Source organism: Citrobacter sp. CFNIH10, assembly GCF_002934585.1.
Lineage (GTDB): Bacteria > Pseudomonadota > Gammaproteobacteria > Enterobacterales > Enterobacteriaceae > Citrobacter_A > Citrobacter_A amalonaticus.
Genome location: NZ_CP026216.1, coordinates 4455202 through 4473194 on the forward strand (window position 1 = coordinate 4455202; position 17993 = coordinate 4473194).

General features: G+C 45.6%; 12 protein-coding genes, 1 tRNA gene and 1 pseudogene. 6 read left to right on the forward strand and 8 right to left on the reverse strand.

What is annotated here, in order from left to right; translation table 11 throughout:
• Position 1: 1 nt before the first annotated feature.
• On the reverse strand, positions 2-154 hold the full coding sequence (locus C2U53_RS30810; RefSeq protein WP_220132970.1) for a DUF5951 family protein: 153 nt from the start codon (positions 152-154) through the stop codon (positions 2-4).
• 6 nt (positions 155-160) lie between these two features.
• On the opposite strand from C2U53_RS30810, the gene C2U53_RS25810 reads away from it, so the two are divergent.
• Together C2U53_RS25810 and C2U53_RS25815 are read left to right on the forward strand one after the other, a co-directional pair.
• Positions 161-236 (forward strand) — tRNA-Asn (locus C2U53_RS25810).
• A gap of 160 nt (positions 237-396) precedes the next feature.
• Positions 397-1659 (forward strand): integrase arm-type DNA-binding domain-containing protein, encoded by a 1263-nt coding sequence (locus C2U53_RS25815; RefSeq protein ID WP_043000263.1) that lies wholly within the window; start codon positions 397-399, stop codon positions 1657-1659.
• A gap of 1030 nt (positions 1660-2689) precedes the next feature.
• On the opposite strand, the gene C2U53_RS25820 is transcribed toward C2U53_RS25815, so the two are convergent.
• The 5 genes from C2U53_RS25820 to C2U53_RS25850 form a co-directional block, all read right to left on the reverse strand.
• Positions 2690-3574 carry an integrase domain-containing protein gene (locus tag C2U53_RS25820; protein ID WP_104446677.1) on the reverse strand — a complete coding sequence of 295 codons (885 nt, stop codon included), beginning with the start codon at positions 3572-3574 and terminating at the stop codon, positions 2690-2692.
• Between the two features lie 833 nt (positions 3575-4407).
• Complete coding sequence (locus C2U53_RS25830) at positions 4408-4740, reverse strand: type II toxin-antitoxin system PemK/MazF family toxin (RefSeq protein ID WP_039591092.1); 333 nt, start codon at positions 4738-4740, stop codon at positions 4408-4410.
• Positions 4741-4998, reverse strand: a complete 258-nt coding sequence (locus tag C2U53_RS25835; protein WP_000288812.1) for an AbrB/MazE/SpoVT family DNA-binding domain-containing protein — start codon at positions 4996-4998, stop codon at positions 4741-4743.
• A 347-nt stretch (positions 4999-5345) separates the two neighbouring features.
• Entirely contained in the window at positions 5346-5552 is a 207-nt protein-coding gene (locus C2U53_RS25845; RefSeq protein ID WP_023243732.1) for a helix-turn-helix transcriptional regulator, read from the reverse strand.
• Positions 5549-6022 carry a hypothetical protein gene (locus C2U53_RS25850; RefSeq protein ID WP_104446678.1) on the reverse strand — a complete coding sequence of 158 codons (474 nt, stop codon included), beginning with the start codon at positions 6020-6022 and terminating at the stop codon, positions 5549-5551. Before C2U53_RS25850 ends, C2U53_RS25845 begins: the two co-directional genes overlap by 4 nt.
• Before the next feature lie 358 nt (positions 6023-6380).
• Between C2U53_RS25850 and C2U53_RS30530 the strand changes: the two genes are divergently transcribed.
• Together C2U53_RS30530 and C2U53_RS30535 are read left to right on the forward strand one after the other, a co-directional pair.
• The gene (locus C2U53_RS30530) at positions 6381-7076 is read left to right on the forward strand and encodes a hypothetical protein (RefSeq protein ID WP_229233661.1); all 696 of its coding nucleotides are present in this window, start codon (positions 6381-6383) and stop codon (positions 7074-7076) included.
• A gap of 75 nt (positions 7077-7151) precedes the next feature.
• Complete coding sequence (locus tag C2U53_RS30535) at positions 7152-8336, forward strand: hypothetical protein (protein WP_246876142.1); 1185 nt, start codon at positions 7152-7154, stop codon at positions 8334-8336.
• Positions 8337-8447: 111 nt separating this feature from the next.
• Here C2U53_RS30535 and C2U53_RS25860 read toward each other — a convergent pair whose 3' ends face one another.
• Positions 8448-14612, reverse strand: a complete 6165-nt coding sequence (locus C2U53_RS25860) for an ATP-binding protein (protein ID WP_104446679.1) — start codon at positions 14610-14612, stop codon at positions 8448-8450.
• Positions 14613-14859: 247 nt separating this feature from the next.
• Between C2U53_RS25860 and C2U53_RS25865 the strand changes: the two genes are divergently transcribed.
• Entirely contained in the window at positions 14860-15717 is an 858-nt protein-coding gene (locus C2U53_RS25865) for a hypothetical protein (protein WP_043000261.1), read from the forward strand.
• Positions 15718-16024: 307 nt separating this feature from the next.
• Positions 16025-17182: pseudogene (locus C2U53_RS25870) on the forward strand (tyrosine-type recombinase/integrase); the annotation flags it as partial.
• A gap of 336 nt (positions 17183-17518) precedes the next feature.
• Here the strand turns inward: C2U53_RS25870 and C2U53_RS25875 are convergent.
• On the reverse strand, positions 17519-17941 hold the full coding sequence (locus C2U53_RS25875; RefSeq protein ID WP_090049559.1) for a hypothetical protein: 423 nt from the start codon (positions 17939-17941) through the stop codon (positions 17519-17521).
• Between the last annotated feature and the right edge of the window lie 52 nt (positions 17942-17993).

The window sequence follows — 17993 nt, forward strand, 5'->3', positions numbered from 1 at the left end:
TTCAAATGATGAGGGAGAAACGGAAAAGCTGCAAAGTTTTTTGCCGATTAAATCTCCGCAATTGCAACAAATTGTTGAGAGAAGCGCCAATTAACCGTGCATGTCTGAAATGGGGTTTGACAAAAGATTTTTCGCCGCTAAGATAAGCCTCCACAACGATTCCTCTGTAGTTCAGTCGGTAGAACGGCGGACTGTTAATCCGTATGTCACTGGTTCGAGTCCAGTCAGAGGAGCCAATTTCTTGTTTTTATGCTTCCTTATACGTCAAAATACGTTTTAGATTCAGTAAGTTAGCATAAAAACCTTTCCGATGCGTATCTGGTTTTCTCTCCGCATCCGAGAAATTTGGTGGTCAGATCTGGGGTCAGTTTGGTTCGATTGTGGAGTGACCCCCAAATGTCTTTAAACGATTCTAGAATCCGTAACTTAAAACCCTCGGCTAAACCTTTCAAAGTGTCAGATTCGCATGGTCTCTATCTGCTGGTTAATCCTGGCGGTTCACGCATCTGGTATCTCAAATATCGCTTCAACGGTAAAGAATCGCGCATCGGTTTAGGCGCTTATCCGCTGGTTTCTCTTGCCGATGCTCGTCAGCAGCGTGACGTATTTCGTAAGCAACTGGCGCAGAATATCAATCCGGTGCAACAGCGCATGGAAGAGAAAGCCGCCAGTTCGCCGGAGAAATGTTTTAAGGCCGTGGCGCTCGGCTGGCATAAGGCCAATAAGAAATGGTCTGAACATCATGCCAGTCGCATTCTTGCCAGTATGAGTAATCACATCTTCCCGGTGATTGGGAATATGCGGGTCACTGACCTCAAAACGCCGCACTTCACCGCTTTACTGAAAGGGATTGAAGAAAAGGGGCTGCTGGAAGTTGCGTCCCGTACCCGGCAGCACCTGAACAACATCATGCGCTACGCCGTGCAGCAGGGGCTGACGGAAAGTAACCCGGCGCAATATCTGGAAGGTGTTACTGCGGCACCTGTCAGGAAGCACTACCCCGCGTTACCGCCGGAACGTCTGCCGGAACTGCTGGCGCGCATCGACGGCTACACAAAAGGCCGGGAGATCACGCGACTGGCGGTTGAACTGACCCTTCACCTGTTTATTCGCTCCAGTGAACTACGTTTTGCGCGCTGGGGTGAGATTGATTTCAAAAACAAAATCTGGACGCTTCCCGCCACCCGCGAGGAAATAGACAAAGTACGCTATTCCGGGCGTGGCGCAAAAATGCGCACGCCGCATATTGTGCCGCTTTCGCGTCAGACCATCGACATCTTGAAACGGATCAGGGAGATTTCCGGGCATCTGGAACTGGTATTCCCCGGTGATCACAACCCGTATAAGCCGATGTGTGAAAATACCATCAACAAAGCGCTACGTCTGATGGGATACGACACGCAGGCGGATGTTTGCGGTCACGGCTTTCGGGCAATGGCTTGTAGCGCGTTAGTCGAGTCTGAACTCTGGTCGCGGGATGCGGTGGAGCGGCAAATGAGCCATCAGGAGCGCAACAGTGTGCGGGCGGCGTATATTCACCGCGCCGAGCACCTCGACGCCCGTAAAGCCATGATGCAGTGGTGGTCGGATTATCTGGATACGTGCCGGGAGGGTTTTATCCCGCCCTATATTTATGCGCGGCAAAATAAAACGGCCTGAGCCAGCAACAGTATAATTTGTTGGTAATGAAAAAGCAGATCCTGATTGATTCGGATCTGTTTTTTTGTATTGAAAGGTTTTATCTTCATTTTTTCTGCTATTAATCGAAAAGCGTACAAAATTATTTGAGGGCAAATAATTTTGTATGAAAACCTATCAATACCGGCGCTATCAATAGGCAACCACCTGTTTTTATTACAGCTGTAATAATTTTCGGCATTTACCTTTTAATCGAGCCTGATTGTAAGAGAAAACTTTATCTTCGGTATTACCGGAAGTCTTTTCGTCTGCACCAGAAATTTATCTGCCAGTAAACTGCACCAGAACATATGTTACCTGGCCATATCCATTACCGGGAAATAATATAACAGCACTGCGCCAGGTATCCAGCAAAGAAGCACTGAACTGCACCCGTTCAGCCCTTTAAGCCTTTTCGGCCCTTTCCGGGCTGGCGCAATTACCCTTAATTATCTTTTGCCCTGCGGCCCTTTTCCCTTTCGTGGCACAGTCGTTTTATTATCGTTACTGCGTAACGCAAATGCCCGGAGGCAAATAAAATGGCAACGACCAATGCAGAACGTCAGGCAAGATACCGCCGCACCACGCGGGAGCGCCGGAAAACTACACGTCACGACTGAACACGGAGATCCTGTGTGGGACAAAGCTGGCCCTGAAACGGCTGTCGCTGCATCATGATCTTTCACAACGCAGCATACTGGAGCAGATTATTACGCAGGCAGATGAAATCCTGCGCCAGTCCATGAGCGATAAGGAATGCGACCGCTATCTGGAACTGACTCTGGAGCCGTTACGCAGTAACGATGGTCAGGATGTACGCCATGAAGCTGTTGTCTGCGCCAGCCTGTGAGGGAAGTAAATGAAAAATTACAAAATATTAACATCGTGATAGTTTATATCTCCTGATACTGCATTCATTGATAGAAGATCGTACAAAAAATTTTGCCCTCAAAATTTTTTGTACGAAAACCGATTGATCACCGAATATATACAAGGTACAGACTATCAGCCGTCAGTCCTCCCCACGCAACCCATACACCTGCGCCACATAGCGCCCGCGTCCGTCGCCGTGTCCTAAATCCATCGCCACCATGGCCAGCGCCTCTTTTTTGCAGAATCCCTGCGCCAGATAGTGACGGATCGCATCCTGCGCCCAGGCGTAACGCAGCGAGTGCGGGGTATTTTTGCCCGTTAAACCGAGTTGCCCCGCCTGACCGCGCCAGTAGTTCATCGCGCTTTTCAGATCGGCCTTATCGATCAGCCTGCCGTTACGCTGTTCCGCAATATTAATAGCGTTCTCCAGCGCTTTTTTGACAGCTATAGTATCCAGGATCACGGTTTCGCGGGGCCGCCCGCCTTTGGTGCCAAATACCACCGTCAGCCGGGTTTCTCCACGCGCCAGCGCCTGCCGCCACGTTTTAAACGACTGCGGGCAGCGCACCGCCTCCTGCGAGCGCAGGCCCATCAGCCGCGCCAGCTCCAGCGCTGCCGCCAGCCCCGGATCTTTCAGCCGGGCATTTTCCTGCACCGTCTGGTATTTACCATCGGCGATAGCGCGACGTGCGCCGCTGCGTGATGCGCCGCCGATCCCCACCGCCCGGTTGCTGATCCGGTCGCCATCCGCCAGTTTTTCGCGTCCGGCCTGCCGCAGGATCACCCGGATCGCTGACATTTCATTTTGCAGGGTGCGTTTGTCGATGCCCTGCGCCAGCCGGTGGCGGATGTAATCCTCAATATGCCGCGCTTTCAGGTGCCTGACGTAACGGATTTGTACGTTCAGTTCCCCTACCAGACGTTCGCAAAAGCGTTTCGCCTGCGCCATACGATCGCTGACCGTTTTATGTGCGCCGCCCGCCTGCTTCGCCAGGTGCCGCATTTCCCGCTCCAGCATACTCATTTTCCCCCTTTCATGATTGCTACAACTCATTCACCCAAAAAACAAATACAGCGTTCCCCGGCGCGTAGGCCAATAGCCCCTGATTTTTGTCGGGGCTGCGAACGATATCTGAGCGCCGGGGCGACGGCTGTTGAGGTGTGGCGGAGCGTCGGTTGTGCTCTCAGAGCAGCCGCCCGCTTTCGCGGGTTATCCCCCGGATCGTCCAGATCCCCCTCTGATATCGGTTCATGTTCTCCTTGTGGTGAATAAATGGCCTGAAAGGGCGCGTCAGAATGTGAGGGGCGTCTGTAACAGACTGATTTCTGGTGCATAAAGGGTGTGGTGCAGCGTGCGTCACTTTCCCGCGATTTCGCGGTAAAAGTGACGCACGGGTCTGGTGCAGGGGTTAAACGTTACGTTTCTGGTGCAGTTTTACGGTCACGCGGCAGCAAAGCCTGACGGCAATGCAGGCCGCAGCCCGTAAAGGTAAAAGGTGCTGAGGGTGTCAGCAGGTACAACTATGCCAGCAGATATCCGGCAGGGAAGAATAGCCGCCAGCGAACTGGCGCAGTGAAAGGTGGTATCGTGCGTCAATATTAACCTCTGCCGCAGTATCTGCGGCCCGGCATTTTTGCAGAGGCCCTGCCGGTAAAACGGATCAACCATCTCCTGACGAATCAGGCGCTTCTTTCAGGTTGTGAAGCATTTCGTGCGGGAGAGAGATTAATGCAGGGGCTACAGTGCGGAAAGGAGAAACTGTTTTTACCCGTAAAAGGATTTTTCAATCATTTGTCGATATAAAAAACGATGGCGCTGTATATGACAGCGCCATCGTTCAGGTTACATAAAAAGCATCAGCTCAGAATGGCTTCCAGTCGGGCCAGCACTTCATTCACGACAGCGTCGGGTATGCGCTCCAGTCGCTTACCGTTTCGGGCGCCCATATCAATAGTTCTGGGCTGGTCGCAGCGGATCACGCCCGTTGTTTTTGTTCCCGCCCCCTCCAGTGAGACGGTAAAACCGGCTGCGCGGGCGAAGTTTCCACCGCTGGTGACGGGAACAACAACGGGTAGCCGGGTCAGCTTGTTAAACGATGCCTTCGATACGATAAGCACCGGACGTTTTCCGCTTTGCTCGTGACCTGCAATCGGATCCAGTGAAACGAGCCAGATTTCCCCTCTGTCCATTTACAGGATCTCCTTGCCCACCGCAGGCGCATCAATCCATTCCCGATCCTCTTCACTCATTTCGGCGTGCGGATCGCACTGCGCCAGCAGCTCCTCAAGCGAATAGCGGGGCCGTTTCTGGGGTTCAATAATCAGGCAGCCATTATCAATGGTCATACCCACTTCGCTGTCCGTCGACAGCTCCAGCGTTTTCAGCACGGCGGGAGGAACCGCCAGCATGATGGATCCGCCGACCTTTTTCAGACGAGTGGTATACATAGAGCACCTCCTAATATTATATTTTAATATAACATCAACGGCAGGCGATGCACAATTATTCATCAGATTCATTGTGATTTCCTTAGCATAATAAAGCGTGAAGAAAGCCTTAATCCATCGAAGGACAGATCCGGCAGTTTTCAAAGGCGGCATTGCCGGTAAAACGGCGACCATCCTGATATATCAGGCGCTTCTTTCAGGTCATGAAGCATTTCGTGCAGGCGGGAGCTTAATTCGTGGTAAGAAGGTCGATAATAGAAAACTGTTTTCGCGGTTCAAAGGATTATGACGGATCGGATAAACAAAATGCGGCGCAGCTTCCGTACCCGGACTGCGCCGCAGGAACATCAGCGATAGCGTGAAGGCCAGATTTGCTCAGGCGCGATGCCTAACGCTTCCGCTATCAACTTTTCGCCTTTGGGCCAGCGGCGGTTAAGGGCATTGGTCAGCGTGGAGGACGCCAGCCCGGCGTTACGGGAAACCGCCGCCAGCGACGTCCCCCGCTTTTTCAGCGCCGCAATAATGTCGGCGGGATGCCAGTCCTGTTGCGTCATGCCGTCACCTCGTCAATAAATTTCACGCCTTCAGATGTACGGAGCCAGCGCGGCGCTTTCATTTCCGCAGCGAAATAGTTGATCAGTTCATACAGCAGGCAGCTAAGGTGTTTCTCTATTTCAGAGTAAAAGCCTTGCCCTGCCAGCATCTGCGTTAGGGAGAGACAGTAGCGACAAAGCTCTGTGCATTCAGGCTCGAAACGGGGGGAATTTGCAGGGAGGGTGTCAACGGTCAGGCTTTCAATAAGATGAGGAGGTACGGGGTCTAACAACGTGGGTTGCAACAGTGTAAGACAGGCGTTGAGTCTGCCGCAGAGCGCCATTTTTAGCGTGGGATCGTTGCTTTCAATAAGGGTTTCGGCAAAGGTTTCGCAGTGATCGGCAAGTACGGTGAAATCCGTGGCGGCACTGAAGGGAACGGAAAGTAACTCTCCGGTTGACTTAATGAAAGATGGAGTGAAATCTGGCATAAATGCCTCCGTGAAATTTTTTTGAGATGACCACATAAAGTGGTGCCGGGAGGCTCAAAACGGCTTCACGAAACCGCGGACTTATTTCCCCGAAGGGTGTTGTATTAGTCGCCCTCCCGACTATGATCGGGCAGCATACTCCCTCCGTCCTTTCGGACGGAGGGTATAAAAAAGCCAACACTGACAGGGTTGGTTCTGGCCGCGTGAAAGAGGTTTTGAGTCCTCGTCTGTTAGGATATCAACGATTAGGGACTAACGGCAAGGGAGTTTAATGGGAAATGGGTCATTATTCATACAATCGAAATCTCATTGACTCGTCATTTATATAATTTCTGACTTACGGAATGGAGAAGATCCGTTGAATACTACAGAACAACAGATTGTAAAGCTGGGGCCACCAGTAGGAAAAGCAGATGCTTATTTACCACTGGAGCTTATGGAACAGAAAACGTTTGAGCTATTTTGTTGTGAGCTCATCAAGAAACGGCTGAAAATCGAAGACGGCGAGATAGTTGATACCATGACGATTGGCATTTCCGGCCAATCACAATTTGGGGCGGATATTTTTACGCATCGCCAGCACGGCAATCAGGACGTTTATTCGTTATACGAAGTGAAACGTTGTAAAAAATTCACAAACAGCCACTATATTTCCACTGTTCGACGCTTTAATGAACATCGGGAAAAATGGCAGGTAAATATCAATGAGTTTTACATTTTTCTCAGTGAGAAAGCGTCAGCAAAATTAATAGCGGAATATAAAAAACAAGAGTCTATATTTAAAGAACTGAATATAGTACATCGTGTGCTTGATACGGAATTAATCCACGACTGGCTGAAAAATCTGTATTGTCCAGATCTGTTGTATCGCTTTTGTCACGAGAACTGGGTGTCTCTTTTTTATGGCGAGCGAGCACTGTTAAATATCAAAAACTATGGCGTGTGGGACTATAACGAATCTTCTGCCTGGCGAAATTACACGCATCCATATGAACACATTACTGGTGATACCTATACACTTCAGAACGATCATGTGCTGATTAAGGCGTTTTAACCTAATCTGAAAGGAAATCCACTATCCTGTTTCATTGATTTTCGTAATGGCCGCTATAGCCATGTTTTGTTGACGATGAGTCAGAATGCCCTGCTAAATTCGGCCTTCGAAGGGGCCGGTAGTCCACCGGAGGCGGGAGTCAGACCGTGGGTTTTAAAAGAACATCATGGCGAAAATTATTATTGCGATATCGGTAACTGCCGCCTTGTACTAACCCTAAATGAAACCCGCTCCCTATGTGATGCTTTTGATAAATTCTGGAGGTGCTATAAACAGCGCATGGAAGAAATTGTCCGGATTTGTCGCACCGTTGATTTCTCGAACAGTACACCACTCGGTGATAATATTCATCTCATTACCATTCCTTACTGGCTATGGGGTCGCATTAGCACCTTTTGTCAACATCATGACTATCTGAATACCGAAGGCGAGTGGTCGATATTTAATCCTGCCCGTGAACGTATTATGGTCTTTACCCGTCATAAAGACGAAGTAATGAACGAAGGGCATCACGTCACACTATTAGCCAGCCGCGACCCTAATTTTAATCGCCTTACTAATCATCGCGTGGCGCTAATCTGGCAACCTCCCAGTCGCTATGATATCGATAATATGGAAGAGGACGCCATCGGGCCTCGTAATTACTGGGATGCGTTGACGACATATCGATGGCTGATGGAGAAATTAATCCCTGCGGCAGATAGCTGGTACTGTGCTAATTACTTTCCAGAACGCAGGGGCTGGCAACGACTGCCATTTCGCGCACCCCGCCATATCTCCTGTACATCCGATGATATTTATTCCAACTACCAACCGGAAAGTAATATCTCGGTTGAACAGGTAGACAGCAAACAGAGTCTGCTGGCGTTGCTGACTGAACTACAGGATTTTTTTAATATCTACACTCGCCGGGTGTACTTTAAGGCAAGTGAATTTGAGCAACTTTGCGATGCCTTTCTCTTTTTATTGAACAAGACTACCGTCAATTACTGGGGCTATATCCGCAGTAGCATCGGTGCTTCGCAGGATGATAGAGAGTCTGTGGTAACATCATTGCAAAAGTATCGGAGGGAAAGTACGGTTTATGAAAGCAATTCGTCACTGTATGACTATCTGTTTCGCGGCATGATGGCGCTATTTGGCGACGGAGACTGCCATATTAACGAAGTAGAAGCGATTAAAGTTGCGACATTATTGCGCCCCTTTGTGGATAAGGTGTCGGAGGGGCGTTTTTTGCGGCGCTGTCAGAAAAAATTATGAATTCCCTCTAACAAATAGCACGATTAATTATATTAAAAAATGCTGTTGGGTAGTTGAAATATATGTCTTCCTCTGCCCATTAACATCCTAATTGTTGTATTCTCCTCGCTTCTACGAAATAGTTTCGCAGTGAACAGAATTAAGCTCTTTAAGCGGTCCGCCGTATGCCGTATGCAATACCTTTTCCAGTTTGGGATGCATAATTAAATCAGCGCCGATAATTACGTGGGCATCTATGTCACCAGTACCTTTTCCCTTAACTCGCCATGTTCGTAATACAACGACCGGTCGGCCATTCTCATCGTACCAGCAAAGCGGCCCCGCGTAATGAGATGATTTCAATTGTGCATCATATTTCAGAGCCGCAGGAGGAAGCAGGACAAAGACATCATCCAACCAGTCTTTGACTTTATCCAGCTTAACTAATTGTGGCTTTGCTCGAGCCTGCATTGCCTCCATCCAATCAATGTCTTCCCACCAAACTAAGGCATCATCACTGCCTAAAGGCGATACTTTCGAAGGAACCATCCCATCAGGATTTGTCCTAACAATCGCAGCACATTGCACCGTTTTCCTGTCCATGGGGCCATAATCTTTACCATCTGCCCGAAAATAGTATTGTTCAAACAGCCCTAATCTTATCCATCCCCCCCATGTTGGGTCTTCATTAGAGACCCGCGTAAATTCTGCCAGTTTATATTGTTTACTTTCATATAACGGCCAGTCTGGTCTGGGGATCCGACTGGCGTCCATAGCCAGATGAAGAGGCATAAAAGGCAGAATTTGTCCCAGGATGCTACGTTCTATGTCTGCTTCCCACAATCCCTTACGCCAGAGTTGTGCCGGAAATTCGGTCAAAACATTATCAAAAATGGCAAGAAATAATTCAGAATGCCATAGTAAAGTTCGCGCCGAAGGTTTTACGTAATTTCCTCGGTCATATTTGAGTTCATATCGTTCCTTCATAAAATGCTTGAAAACGCTTTCAGCGTCACCAGTAATATATGATTCCATTCTGGTAGCCACAAGCGTAGGTAACTCAGGCCATACTTCTTGGAAAATATTCAATAAACAGCTTTCATCAGCAAAGGAAACTACTTCCATGGATTTATTTGAAGGTGTGTTTATTGCCAATGACATCGCTGATTTCGCGTTAAATGTTGTTTCTTTGATACGCGATAAAAGAAGCTTGGCCAACAGTGACAAACTTAATGAAGGACTTTGAGCATAATCCCTTAATGGCTCTTTAAGCCTTTGAACCAAAGCAGTCACATCTGCCAGAGTTTCGTTAAGAATCTGTAGTATGGATTGTAGTGAGGAAACACTACTGGTATGCATCAGATAATATTTTAGAGGGTTATAAAAGAGTTCCGTTCTCTCTTTTACCAGTCGAGCAACACCTGACAGAGCTGCTATTCGCCTGGAGATAACCGCATTTCCTGTATTCGTGAGTAAAAGCACGCAAAGTGATTCATCCAAAGACCATTCAGGGGTAGCCTGAAGTTCAAGGTTTTCAAACACATGAATATGACCGGGGAGCGGTAATCGGCTTTCAATAATGGTGAAGGCCTCTTCCCAGGCATTCACTGCCAGTTCATGATCGCCCCAGTCAGCTATCCTTTCAATCAGGTGACGGGATAACCCATAATAGCCGTCCATATTTAGCCGTCGGAGCGTCTCCTGTGCCAGCGTTTGCAGTGCCAGCTTTTTATCCATCTCCAGAGCCCGACGGAGAGGTGCGGATTGTGTGTCATCACCAAAATTGAGCCACCCCCGTCCTCCTCTTGCAGAAGTGAAAGCAAGCGTATAGGCGACAACAGCCAATTTTTCATGTCCAGAATTATCCAGACACTCCGCCAAACATAATACCGGCGTAATACTCTCCAGAGACCAATAAGAACGTTCGTGAACAAAAAAATAGAGTAGACGCAGAGCCTGCTCTTCTTCTCCTCTTTGTACCATTTCCGTCATTATATAACTTAATGGTAGTGAAACAGACTCTTGATATTCAGCACGAGAAAGAGTTGATTTTGAAAGCTTTCGCAATATTGTTAGCAGTTCGACAAATTTGGGTGCTGGCGGAAATACTGGAATGTGTAAAGCTATAGAGGTAATCGTGGATGTATCTCCAATATATTCTCTTCGATGAGTTTCTCTATTTTTATTCGTTTCATGAAGTTTGTAAGCTGGCATATGCAGACTATGTTCTTCGGCAAATTTCCGCAAAGGCCCAACCGCGCTTAATTGGTAGTTAGAAGAATCATTAAATACTTCTGCACAAAGTACCGTGAATCGTTCCTGAGCATAAGCCGGATATTCTGTAAGTAAGCGTTGGATAGAGGACAGCCTCTCTTTTACTACTGCTTCTCCGGCATTCTCATAGTCAATATCAGCCAATAATGTCGACCAAAGTGCATTCAATAAAATTGAATCCCCCCGGTCAGCCAGTTGACGTAATGTCTCCTTCTGCGCCTCTATACTTGTCCAAGAAAAAACACCTCGTTCATACATTAGAGTACGATTAAGTAATTCGATTGCCTGAACTTCGTCAACTTGTAACAATGAACTAAACCATGCATTGGGGGCATGTTTTGTCGTTCTATGGTCGGTATGACAAAGTACTGCACTTAGTAGTGGGCGGAGACGAATCAATGCATATATCGCTGATTCTCTTGAATGAAGTTTTAATGCAGGAACGCATTCGATGATATCAAACAATGTAATATCTTTTCGAAAACCATAGCCTAATAAAAATACAATGGCCTGTTGCCAGTGCCGGATTGCCTCCGAGGGGGACGTTTTCGCATAAAGTTGAGCCAACTTCATTCGTTCTAACGCATGTATACTGTAATAAGTACCATTTGCTTCCATAGATTCAAGCTCATCTTCTAGCCTTTTAATGATTAAATCTGCAATCTCGGGCTTTATTGTGTGTGCGAGAAAAAATGAATACAATACATCTCCTGAAAGCGGACTATTTTCATCTCGATCCAGATATGTTGTCGTATCATTACGAACCATAGAAATAATACTTAGAGCTTTTTCCCACTCCTCACGAGTTTTGAGGAGCTTAAGTGCACGAACGAGGCTCGCTTTGATAATAGGATGTATCGAATAGAGATCGCAGGCTCTGGGGCTACCAGCGAATGGTCTTGTGTCCTTAGTTAATTCTTCAAAAGCGGCTAGAATATCGTATGCTTCATCTTTCACCGCAGCCGCTTCAGCCAATGCAACAGCAAGAACAAACCTCAGCCAGCAGCGATACCAGCCGTCTCCCTCCAGACTAAGTCGTTGAAGCTGGAAAAACCTCTCACAGTCCACATCGCGAGCTTTCAGACGTACTGATGCCACCCACTGGTGTACAAACTCGGCTTCTGGTGAATAACGCTCATTTGCTGGAGTTGTTTCAACTTTAAGCTCGTTACGTACTATATCAAGCGCTCGTTCACCTGAAGCTCCAGCGTCAACACACCACATAGCTTCTATTGGCGTAACAGCCTGGCATAAGGCCATTTCGGCATAATGCCGACTGCCATCTACTGCTTTTATATTCCGGTAGAAATCTGAAAGACCTAGAAATAAGAGACAGACAGTTCTGTCTGGTAATCTGTAGCGTCCAGTATAAGTAGGATCCCCTCTATGGCAAATTCTTTCGACTAAGGCTGGGGACGTAAACTGAGCTAGTTGTTGAGCTAAATTACGCAAGAACCAAGGCGAAAAAAGCAATCCTGAACGACAGAGATTCCAATAAATATGTCGAATAACTTGTCTATACCGCCCTAACCGTAATGCACCGTAAATGGTTGCGAGAGCTTCCTCTTCATTATCACAACGAACGTCACCATGAGACTTAGTATCCGAATAATCGAGTCTATCTTCTATTTCTGTTGTAATAGATAAGTATTCTTGCCAAGGTGCGGCAACCCCTTTGGAATCAACTAGCTGACAGGCCAGTAAACCTTCTTTTTGAGTTAGTGTTGGACGACCATCAAACAACAGCCTCTCGGCCAATGCATCAGCCCCATAAATAGAATAGTAAGTCCGCCAATACTCTTGCCAATCATTGTTCCCTTCCTCAAAGCAAGAATTAAGTGCTCTGGATAATTCAGCATAGCGGACCAATGCAGGCCAGTTAAGAGTACGAGCAGCCACATCCGTCGCAAGCATGATATTTTTCTGAATAGCTTCGGAAGGATGACCATGAGCGACACTTTCGCGTACAAATGATGCTGAAACGTATGTCAGAATTTCGTTATCTCTTCCAGCCCGCCTCATAATTGGTAGCAAAAAGCGATAACTTTTAGCATCAACAAAAAATCCTCGCATTTCCAGCCATACCGCTACGGGATATAAAATATCAGCAACTTGTCTTCCCTGACGTATCAATTCATCAATCATGAAACGTCGAAAACTTTCATGAAATATCCTCATGCCGCCCTGAGTAGTTGCCTGGGTTAGGACGGGACGTAGGATCTGTAGTGCAATGGAAACATATCCTCTAAGTAATGGGCCGACAATTTCACATAATTCACTTTCAGTTACTGAGAAATCCATCACCCCCATAAGATCAGCAATCGCCTGAGCTTGTTTGCCTGCCGACGAATATAGGTGCCCGTAGTAATGTTTAATATCGCCATTTAGGTCGGGCACCCCTATGAGCCATTCAAATGGTTCAGTAATTGCACCAGATAAAAGACCATCCGTCAGACCAAAACAAAGGTAGCGAGTATATAGAGGATTACCTTCCGAGCGCTGGAACAGTATTTGCAGAACGTCATTTTCTTTTTCTTGTAGGTTAATCTCTGCTAGTGAAGTACCTAACGCAAGTTTTATAGTTAGTTCCCTCACTTCTTCGAACGACCAAGGTTCAACAACGTATTCGTTCAAATTAGAGTTGTATACTTCCCGTAATGGCTCAAGATGATTTCCTGGTTGCGAGCCGATAATTAGCGTTACTCGTTCTGGTAGCTCAAGCGTTGCCAATTGTTCAACAATATCTGTTTCATTATCACTGAGGCCTAATGATGCATCACGAACACGCGCAATATGATCCAGCCCATCAACAATGATCACAGTATGTCTTTCACAGGCAGAGATTTCACCTAAGGTCTGTTCGAGCTCATGAATACCTGAAGAAAAAGTCTGTTGTAAAGGGATTGCATGTTTTTGACAGGATTCATGCAATTCAGCCAACAAATTAGCGAAGAAAACGTTTGTTGTAATTCTTCGTTCAACTAGTTCATCCCCTGGTTCCAAAAAACAATAATGGCGAGCTACAATAAAACCCTGTTGTACCAGTTCTTCTGACAACTGCGTCAAAGACCATGATTTACCGGCTCCTGGACCAGCAAGAACAAGATGAACCCCTTGTTGTTGTGCTGCCTCAAAGAGTTGTTTCTGTAATGACTTCCGCTCGAATAAAACAGCTCTGTCTAGAGGGAATGCTTGAGCAATACGACCAAAGTCAGTACGGAGTGATAAACGTTGCGCTATAAGGGATGGCGATAATGATTCTCCCCTTGTCCTTGCAACATTAGCAATATGAACTGCCAGTGCTGCCACATCTTCCACGCGGCGTTCATCATTTGGATAGCGACCAATACCAACATGCTCCACAAGCATTTTTAATAGTAAATTCTCGAGAGGCCCGGGATGTTCAAGATCAAGGGAAGCAGGAGGAAATGCAATTTCAATAATAAACCGCTCGCAAAAAGCAATTACATCATCGCGACTAGGTACAGCTTCCCCTCCAGGGATACTCACCAATGGTTTAAATACTGGGGAAGAACTCTTCGGCCAGACCCTATCAGAATCTAAATAGTATAGCTCCGTGGAGTATCCATCGAAAGTACCAGCAGCGCTATTAGCTGGTATAAGTAATTCAACAACAGGGTCGTCAGAATCAGGATACTGCCATGTTGCACAGAGCCGATATTCTTCAGTAGCAGTATCCTCTTCTGAGGAGAGAAATGTGTTGACTAATCGATCAAACCGTAAAGATGAATTCTTTTTATCAAAATCATCGAAAGTTAATGGTCTGGTTATATTTTCACTTGATTTTAGTTGCCTACGTAATTTATGCCCATTTACAATGACCTCAATATCATCAAAACGGTCGTCTTCAACGGTTTTGCGATCAACAGTTATTTTCTCGTCTCGGCGAACAAGGCAACAGATGAATAGATATGCCGTGACTAAATCTTGGTAGACGTAACCCCTGTGGGCGGCACTTAGGGGGCTGTTACTAAATCGCTTCTCTGATCTTCGGTCACTCATAATACCAACACCCTCCCAACAAAATGATTACATATACCAAGTCATTGAACTTTTATGTTCTTAATATTCAAATACATTACTCAGATACTTGCAAGACAAAATCAAGAGAATCAAATAGATACCTCAAATAATAAATTAAATCAATAAATTCATTAAGTTACAGTGCTTTTCAGTATAAAATGATAGGGTTAGCTGCATCAAATTACGATACTTTCTCACAGCTATAAACAAAAAACGGGGATTAAAAATGGAGATGTTGGGAAATTTTCTTTTACAAACGATTACATCTACTGCTTTCAGTCTGGTATTTCTGACTGGTGTTGGTTGGCTTTTAAGAACCTGGATTGGAAACCGAATTCATTTAAGCATTAAAAATCAATATGATAATAAATTAGAAAGGCTTAAGGCTGAACTTAAAACCGAAAGCGATGCTCATCTAACAGATATGAAGGCAGAATTAGATCGACAATCAAATATATTAAAAATTGCTGCTGCGTCTTTCTCTGAGGTACAAAAAGCAACAATTTCAAGAAAAATTGATGCAGTCGATATTCTTTGGAAAGGGATAATCGACTTTCGCAAAATATTTCCTGGTGCAGCCTCTTTTACGGACGTTCTCACTGATGAAGAAATGAAAAATTTCTATACTGATCCACGACTACATAAATATTCACATGAATTGGAGCAATTTGATATGATATGTTTAATCAATGCCAACTCTGAAGAAGTTAAGTTAGTAAGGCCACATATTGGTGAATTTGTGTGGGCGCTTTACTCTACTTACTGCACTATTCTGATGCGTTCCATTTATTTATTGAAGTCAGGAAAGGATGAGCCATCAAAAGTGGCATGGCATTGCGATAATAATATTGAAAACTTAATTTTAGTTGCATTTGGTGAAGAGTGTTCTTCTGAGTTTAAAAAACTCCGTTGGGGGAGATATCAATGGCTTCATAACCAGTTTGATTCGTCATTATTTAAAGCGATTGATACTCTTCTAACTGGTAAAAGTTTCAGTGATGCAGCTTTACATGAAGCACAATTGATGGAGCGTCAAATTAGTGCTAGTAGATCAAATGAGCTCAAGATTCCGTATCCTCTTTAATAGGTGCGCTGCTGATTATCACCATTTTAGATAAACAATATAAATGGTGGTCATTCTGGCGGTCTTGACAAGACTGGATTTCTGATTTAGCTTAATCTTCAGCCAGTTAATGGCAAAGGCGATCCCAGTCAGAGGAGCCAAATTAAGGGAAGCAGACGTTCACTGACGTCTGCTTTCTGCATTTATATCAACTGGTTATCCCCTTCTTCAGGTTCACCCTCGTTCACTAAAAACAACTCGAAGCTATACCCTTTTGCTGGTAAAGCTGGTTCGATTTGCGTTTTACCAGCACGCGGAGGGAATCGTCATGTCACTTACTGATACTAAAGTAAAAATGCCAGACCATCGGAAAAGGTCGTCAAGCTCACTGATGGATTTGGTCTCTACCTTCTCGTGCATCCCAACGGTTCGAAATACTGGCAGTTAGGCTACCGCTTTAATGGCAAACAGAAGGTGTTTTCCATTGGGGTTTACCCTGCTGTATCGCTTGCCGATGCCAGACAACGCAGTGACGAGGCTAAGAGGCTGTTAGCTCAGGGGATTGACCCGAACGCTAAAAAACAGGCTGATAAAAAAGTCCTTCAGGAGAAACGGGATAAAACCCGTTCGTTCCGTGTTGTCGCCAAAAGCTGGTTTACCACCAAAACAAAATGGTCAGAAGATTATGCCGACACCGTATGGAAACGGCTGGAAACCTATGTCTTCCCGGATATTCGTGACAGCAACATTTCAGATCTGGATACGGGTGACCTGCTTGTGCCAGTCAAAAAAGCGGAAACAGTTGGCTACCTTGAAATTGCCATGCGGATTAAACAATACATCACCGCGGTCCTGCGTCATGCTGTCCAGCAAAAGCTTATGCGTCATAATCCCGCCTATGATATGGAAGGCGCTGTTCAGAAGTCTGAGACTGAACACCGCCCTGCACTGGAGCTGGAGGAGATCCCGCTACTGCTTGAACGTATTGATGCCTACAAAGGGCGTGGACTGACAACACTGGCGATTAAACTCAATCTGCTTATCTTCATTCGTTCCAGCGAACTTCGTTTCGCTCGGTGATCGGAAATCGACTTCAACAGTAAGTTATGGGTGATCCCCGAACAGCGGGAAGCGATTGAAAACGTCAAGCACTCGACTCGTGGGGCTAAAATAAAACGTCAGCACTTCGTTTCCCTTTGTAGGCAGGCTCTTAAGATACTGAAAGCGCCAGCTTACCTATGAAGAAGGTAACGATGCCGGATTAATTTCTACTGGATGTTATGACTCATTCAAACCCATGAGTGAAAACACCATCAACAAGGCGCTGCGTAAAATGGGCTATGACGCCGCGCAGGACATCTGCGGTCATGGTTTTCGCACACTGGCATGTAGCGCCTTAATTGAGTCTGGTCTATGGTCAGAAGATGCTGTAGAACTTCAAATGAGCCACAAGGAAAGCAACAGCGTTCGTGCTGCCTATACCCATTATTTGTATTTTATAATTGATTCGTCTCCAGATTTTTGCTCCAAGACATCACTATACCGACCGCTGCTATTCTGTAATCGTCAAGTTTGAAACCATGATCTTACACGCATAATGTGATGTGGAAATCATTCTAAATGCGGGTTTGGCTACACCTCCATGTCGTTAACATAGATTTCTAGTTTTATTACGTTGGAATATCATGATATGTGATGAAATCAGTGGAGATCACGCAGATTGTTTTATGATAAATGCTACGCATTAATCTGTTATATTTATACCTTTAATTACCCACTTATCACATTAACTGAAAAAATGGGCAATCTATTATTCATATATTCAAAGTGTTGTTGGAAGAATATCCATAAATCCAGAATTGCCAGTTGAGACACGAAGCACTTTAGTTTCTCCAGCTTTAGTTCTGGTTTCCCGTTCTACTCTTGGTGGATTCAATCCACATAGCCCTGCACCATCTAACGATGCACCTACAATCCAATCCCCTTCATCAAGTTGAAAACTTGCCTTTTCATAAGGATTTAATTTTGCAACAATTTGTCCATTAATAAATATTGAAGCATAGCATCCTGAGCCTAACATACCTTTATCTCTAATTACCACCAAAGTAGAAGGTGCTGCTTGTTGATATTTAAAGACTCTTGATTGCGGTGCTGTTGGAGCATCATATACTGAAACAGGCTGCGTTTGGCATGCTGTAAGAAGTACTGAAGATATCAACGCTAAAGTAATCACTTTAAAATTCATAATAATAAAACCCTTGTTAAATATGTAAAACAACGATAACATCGCATAATTA

Coding starts and splice junctions, on each gene's coding strand:
- C2U53_RS25850 (WP_104446678.1), bottom strand. CDS start 6,022: ATGCCAGATTTCACTCCATCTTTCATTAAGTCAACCGGAGAGTTACTT.
- C2U53_RS25875 (WP_090049559.1), bottom strand. CDS start 17,941: ATGAATTTTAAAGTGATTACTTTAGCGTTGATATCTTCAGTACTTCTT.
- C2U53_RS25845 (WP_023243732.1), bottom strand. CDS start 5,552: ATGACGCAACAGGACTGGCATCCCGCCGACATTATTGCGGCGCTGAAA.
- C2U53_RS30535 (WP_246876142.1), top strand. CDS start 7,152: ATGAGTCAGAATGCCCTGCTAAATTCGGCCTTCGAAGGGGCCGGTAGT.
- C2U53_RS25865 (WP_043000261.1), top strand. CDS start 14,860: ATGGAGATGTTGGGAAATTTTCTTTTACAAACGATTACATCTACTGCT.
- C2U53_RS25815 (WP_043000263.1), top strand. CDS start 397: ATGTCTTTAAACGATTCTAGAATCCGTAACTTAAAACCCTCGGCTAAA.
- C2U53_RS25820 (WP_104446677.1), bottom strand. CDS start 3,574: ATGAGTATGCTGGAGCGGGAAATGCGGCACCTGGCGAAGCAGGCGGGC.
- C2U53_RS25860 (WP_104446679.1), bottom strand. CDS start 14,612: ATGAGTGACCGAAGATCAGAGAAGCGATTTAGTAACAGCCCCCTAAGT.
- C2U53_RS25830 (WP_039591092.1), bottom strand. CDS start 4,740: ATGGACAGAGGGGAAATCTGGCTCGTTTCACTGGATCCGATTGCAGGT.
- C2U53_RS25835 (WP_000288812.1), bottom strand. CDS start 4,998: ATGTATACCACTCGTCTGAAAAAGGTCGGCGGATCCATCATGCTGGCG.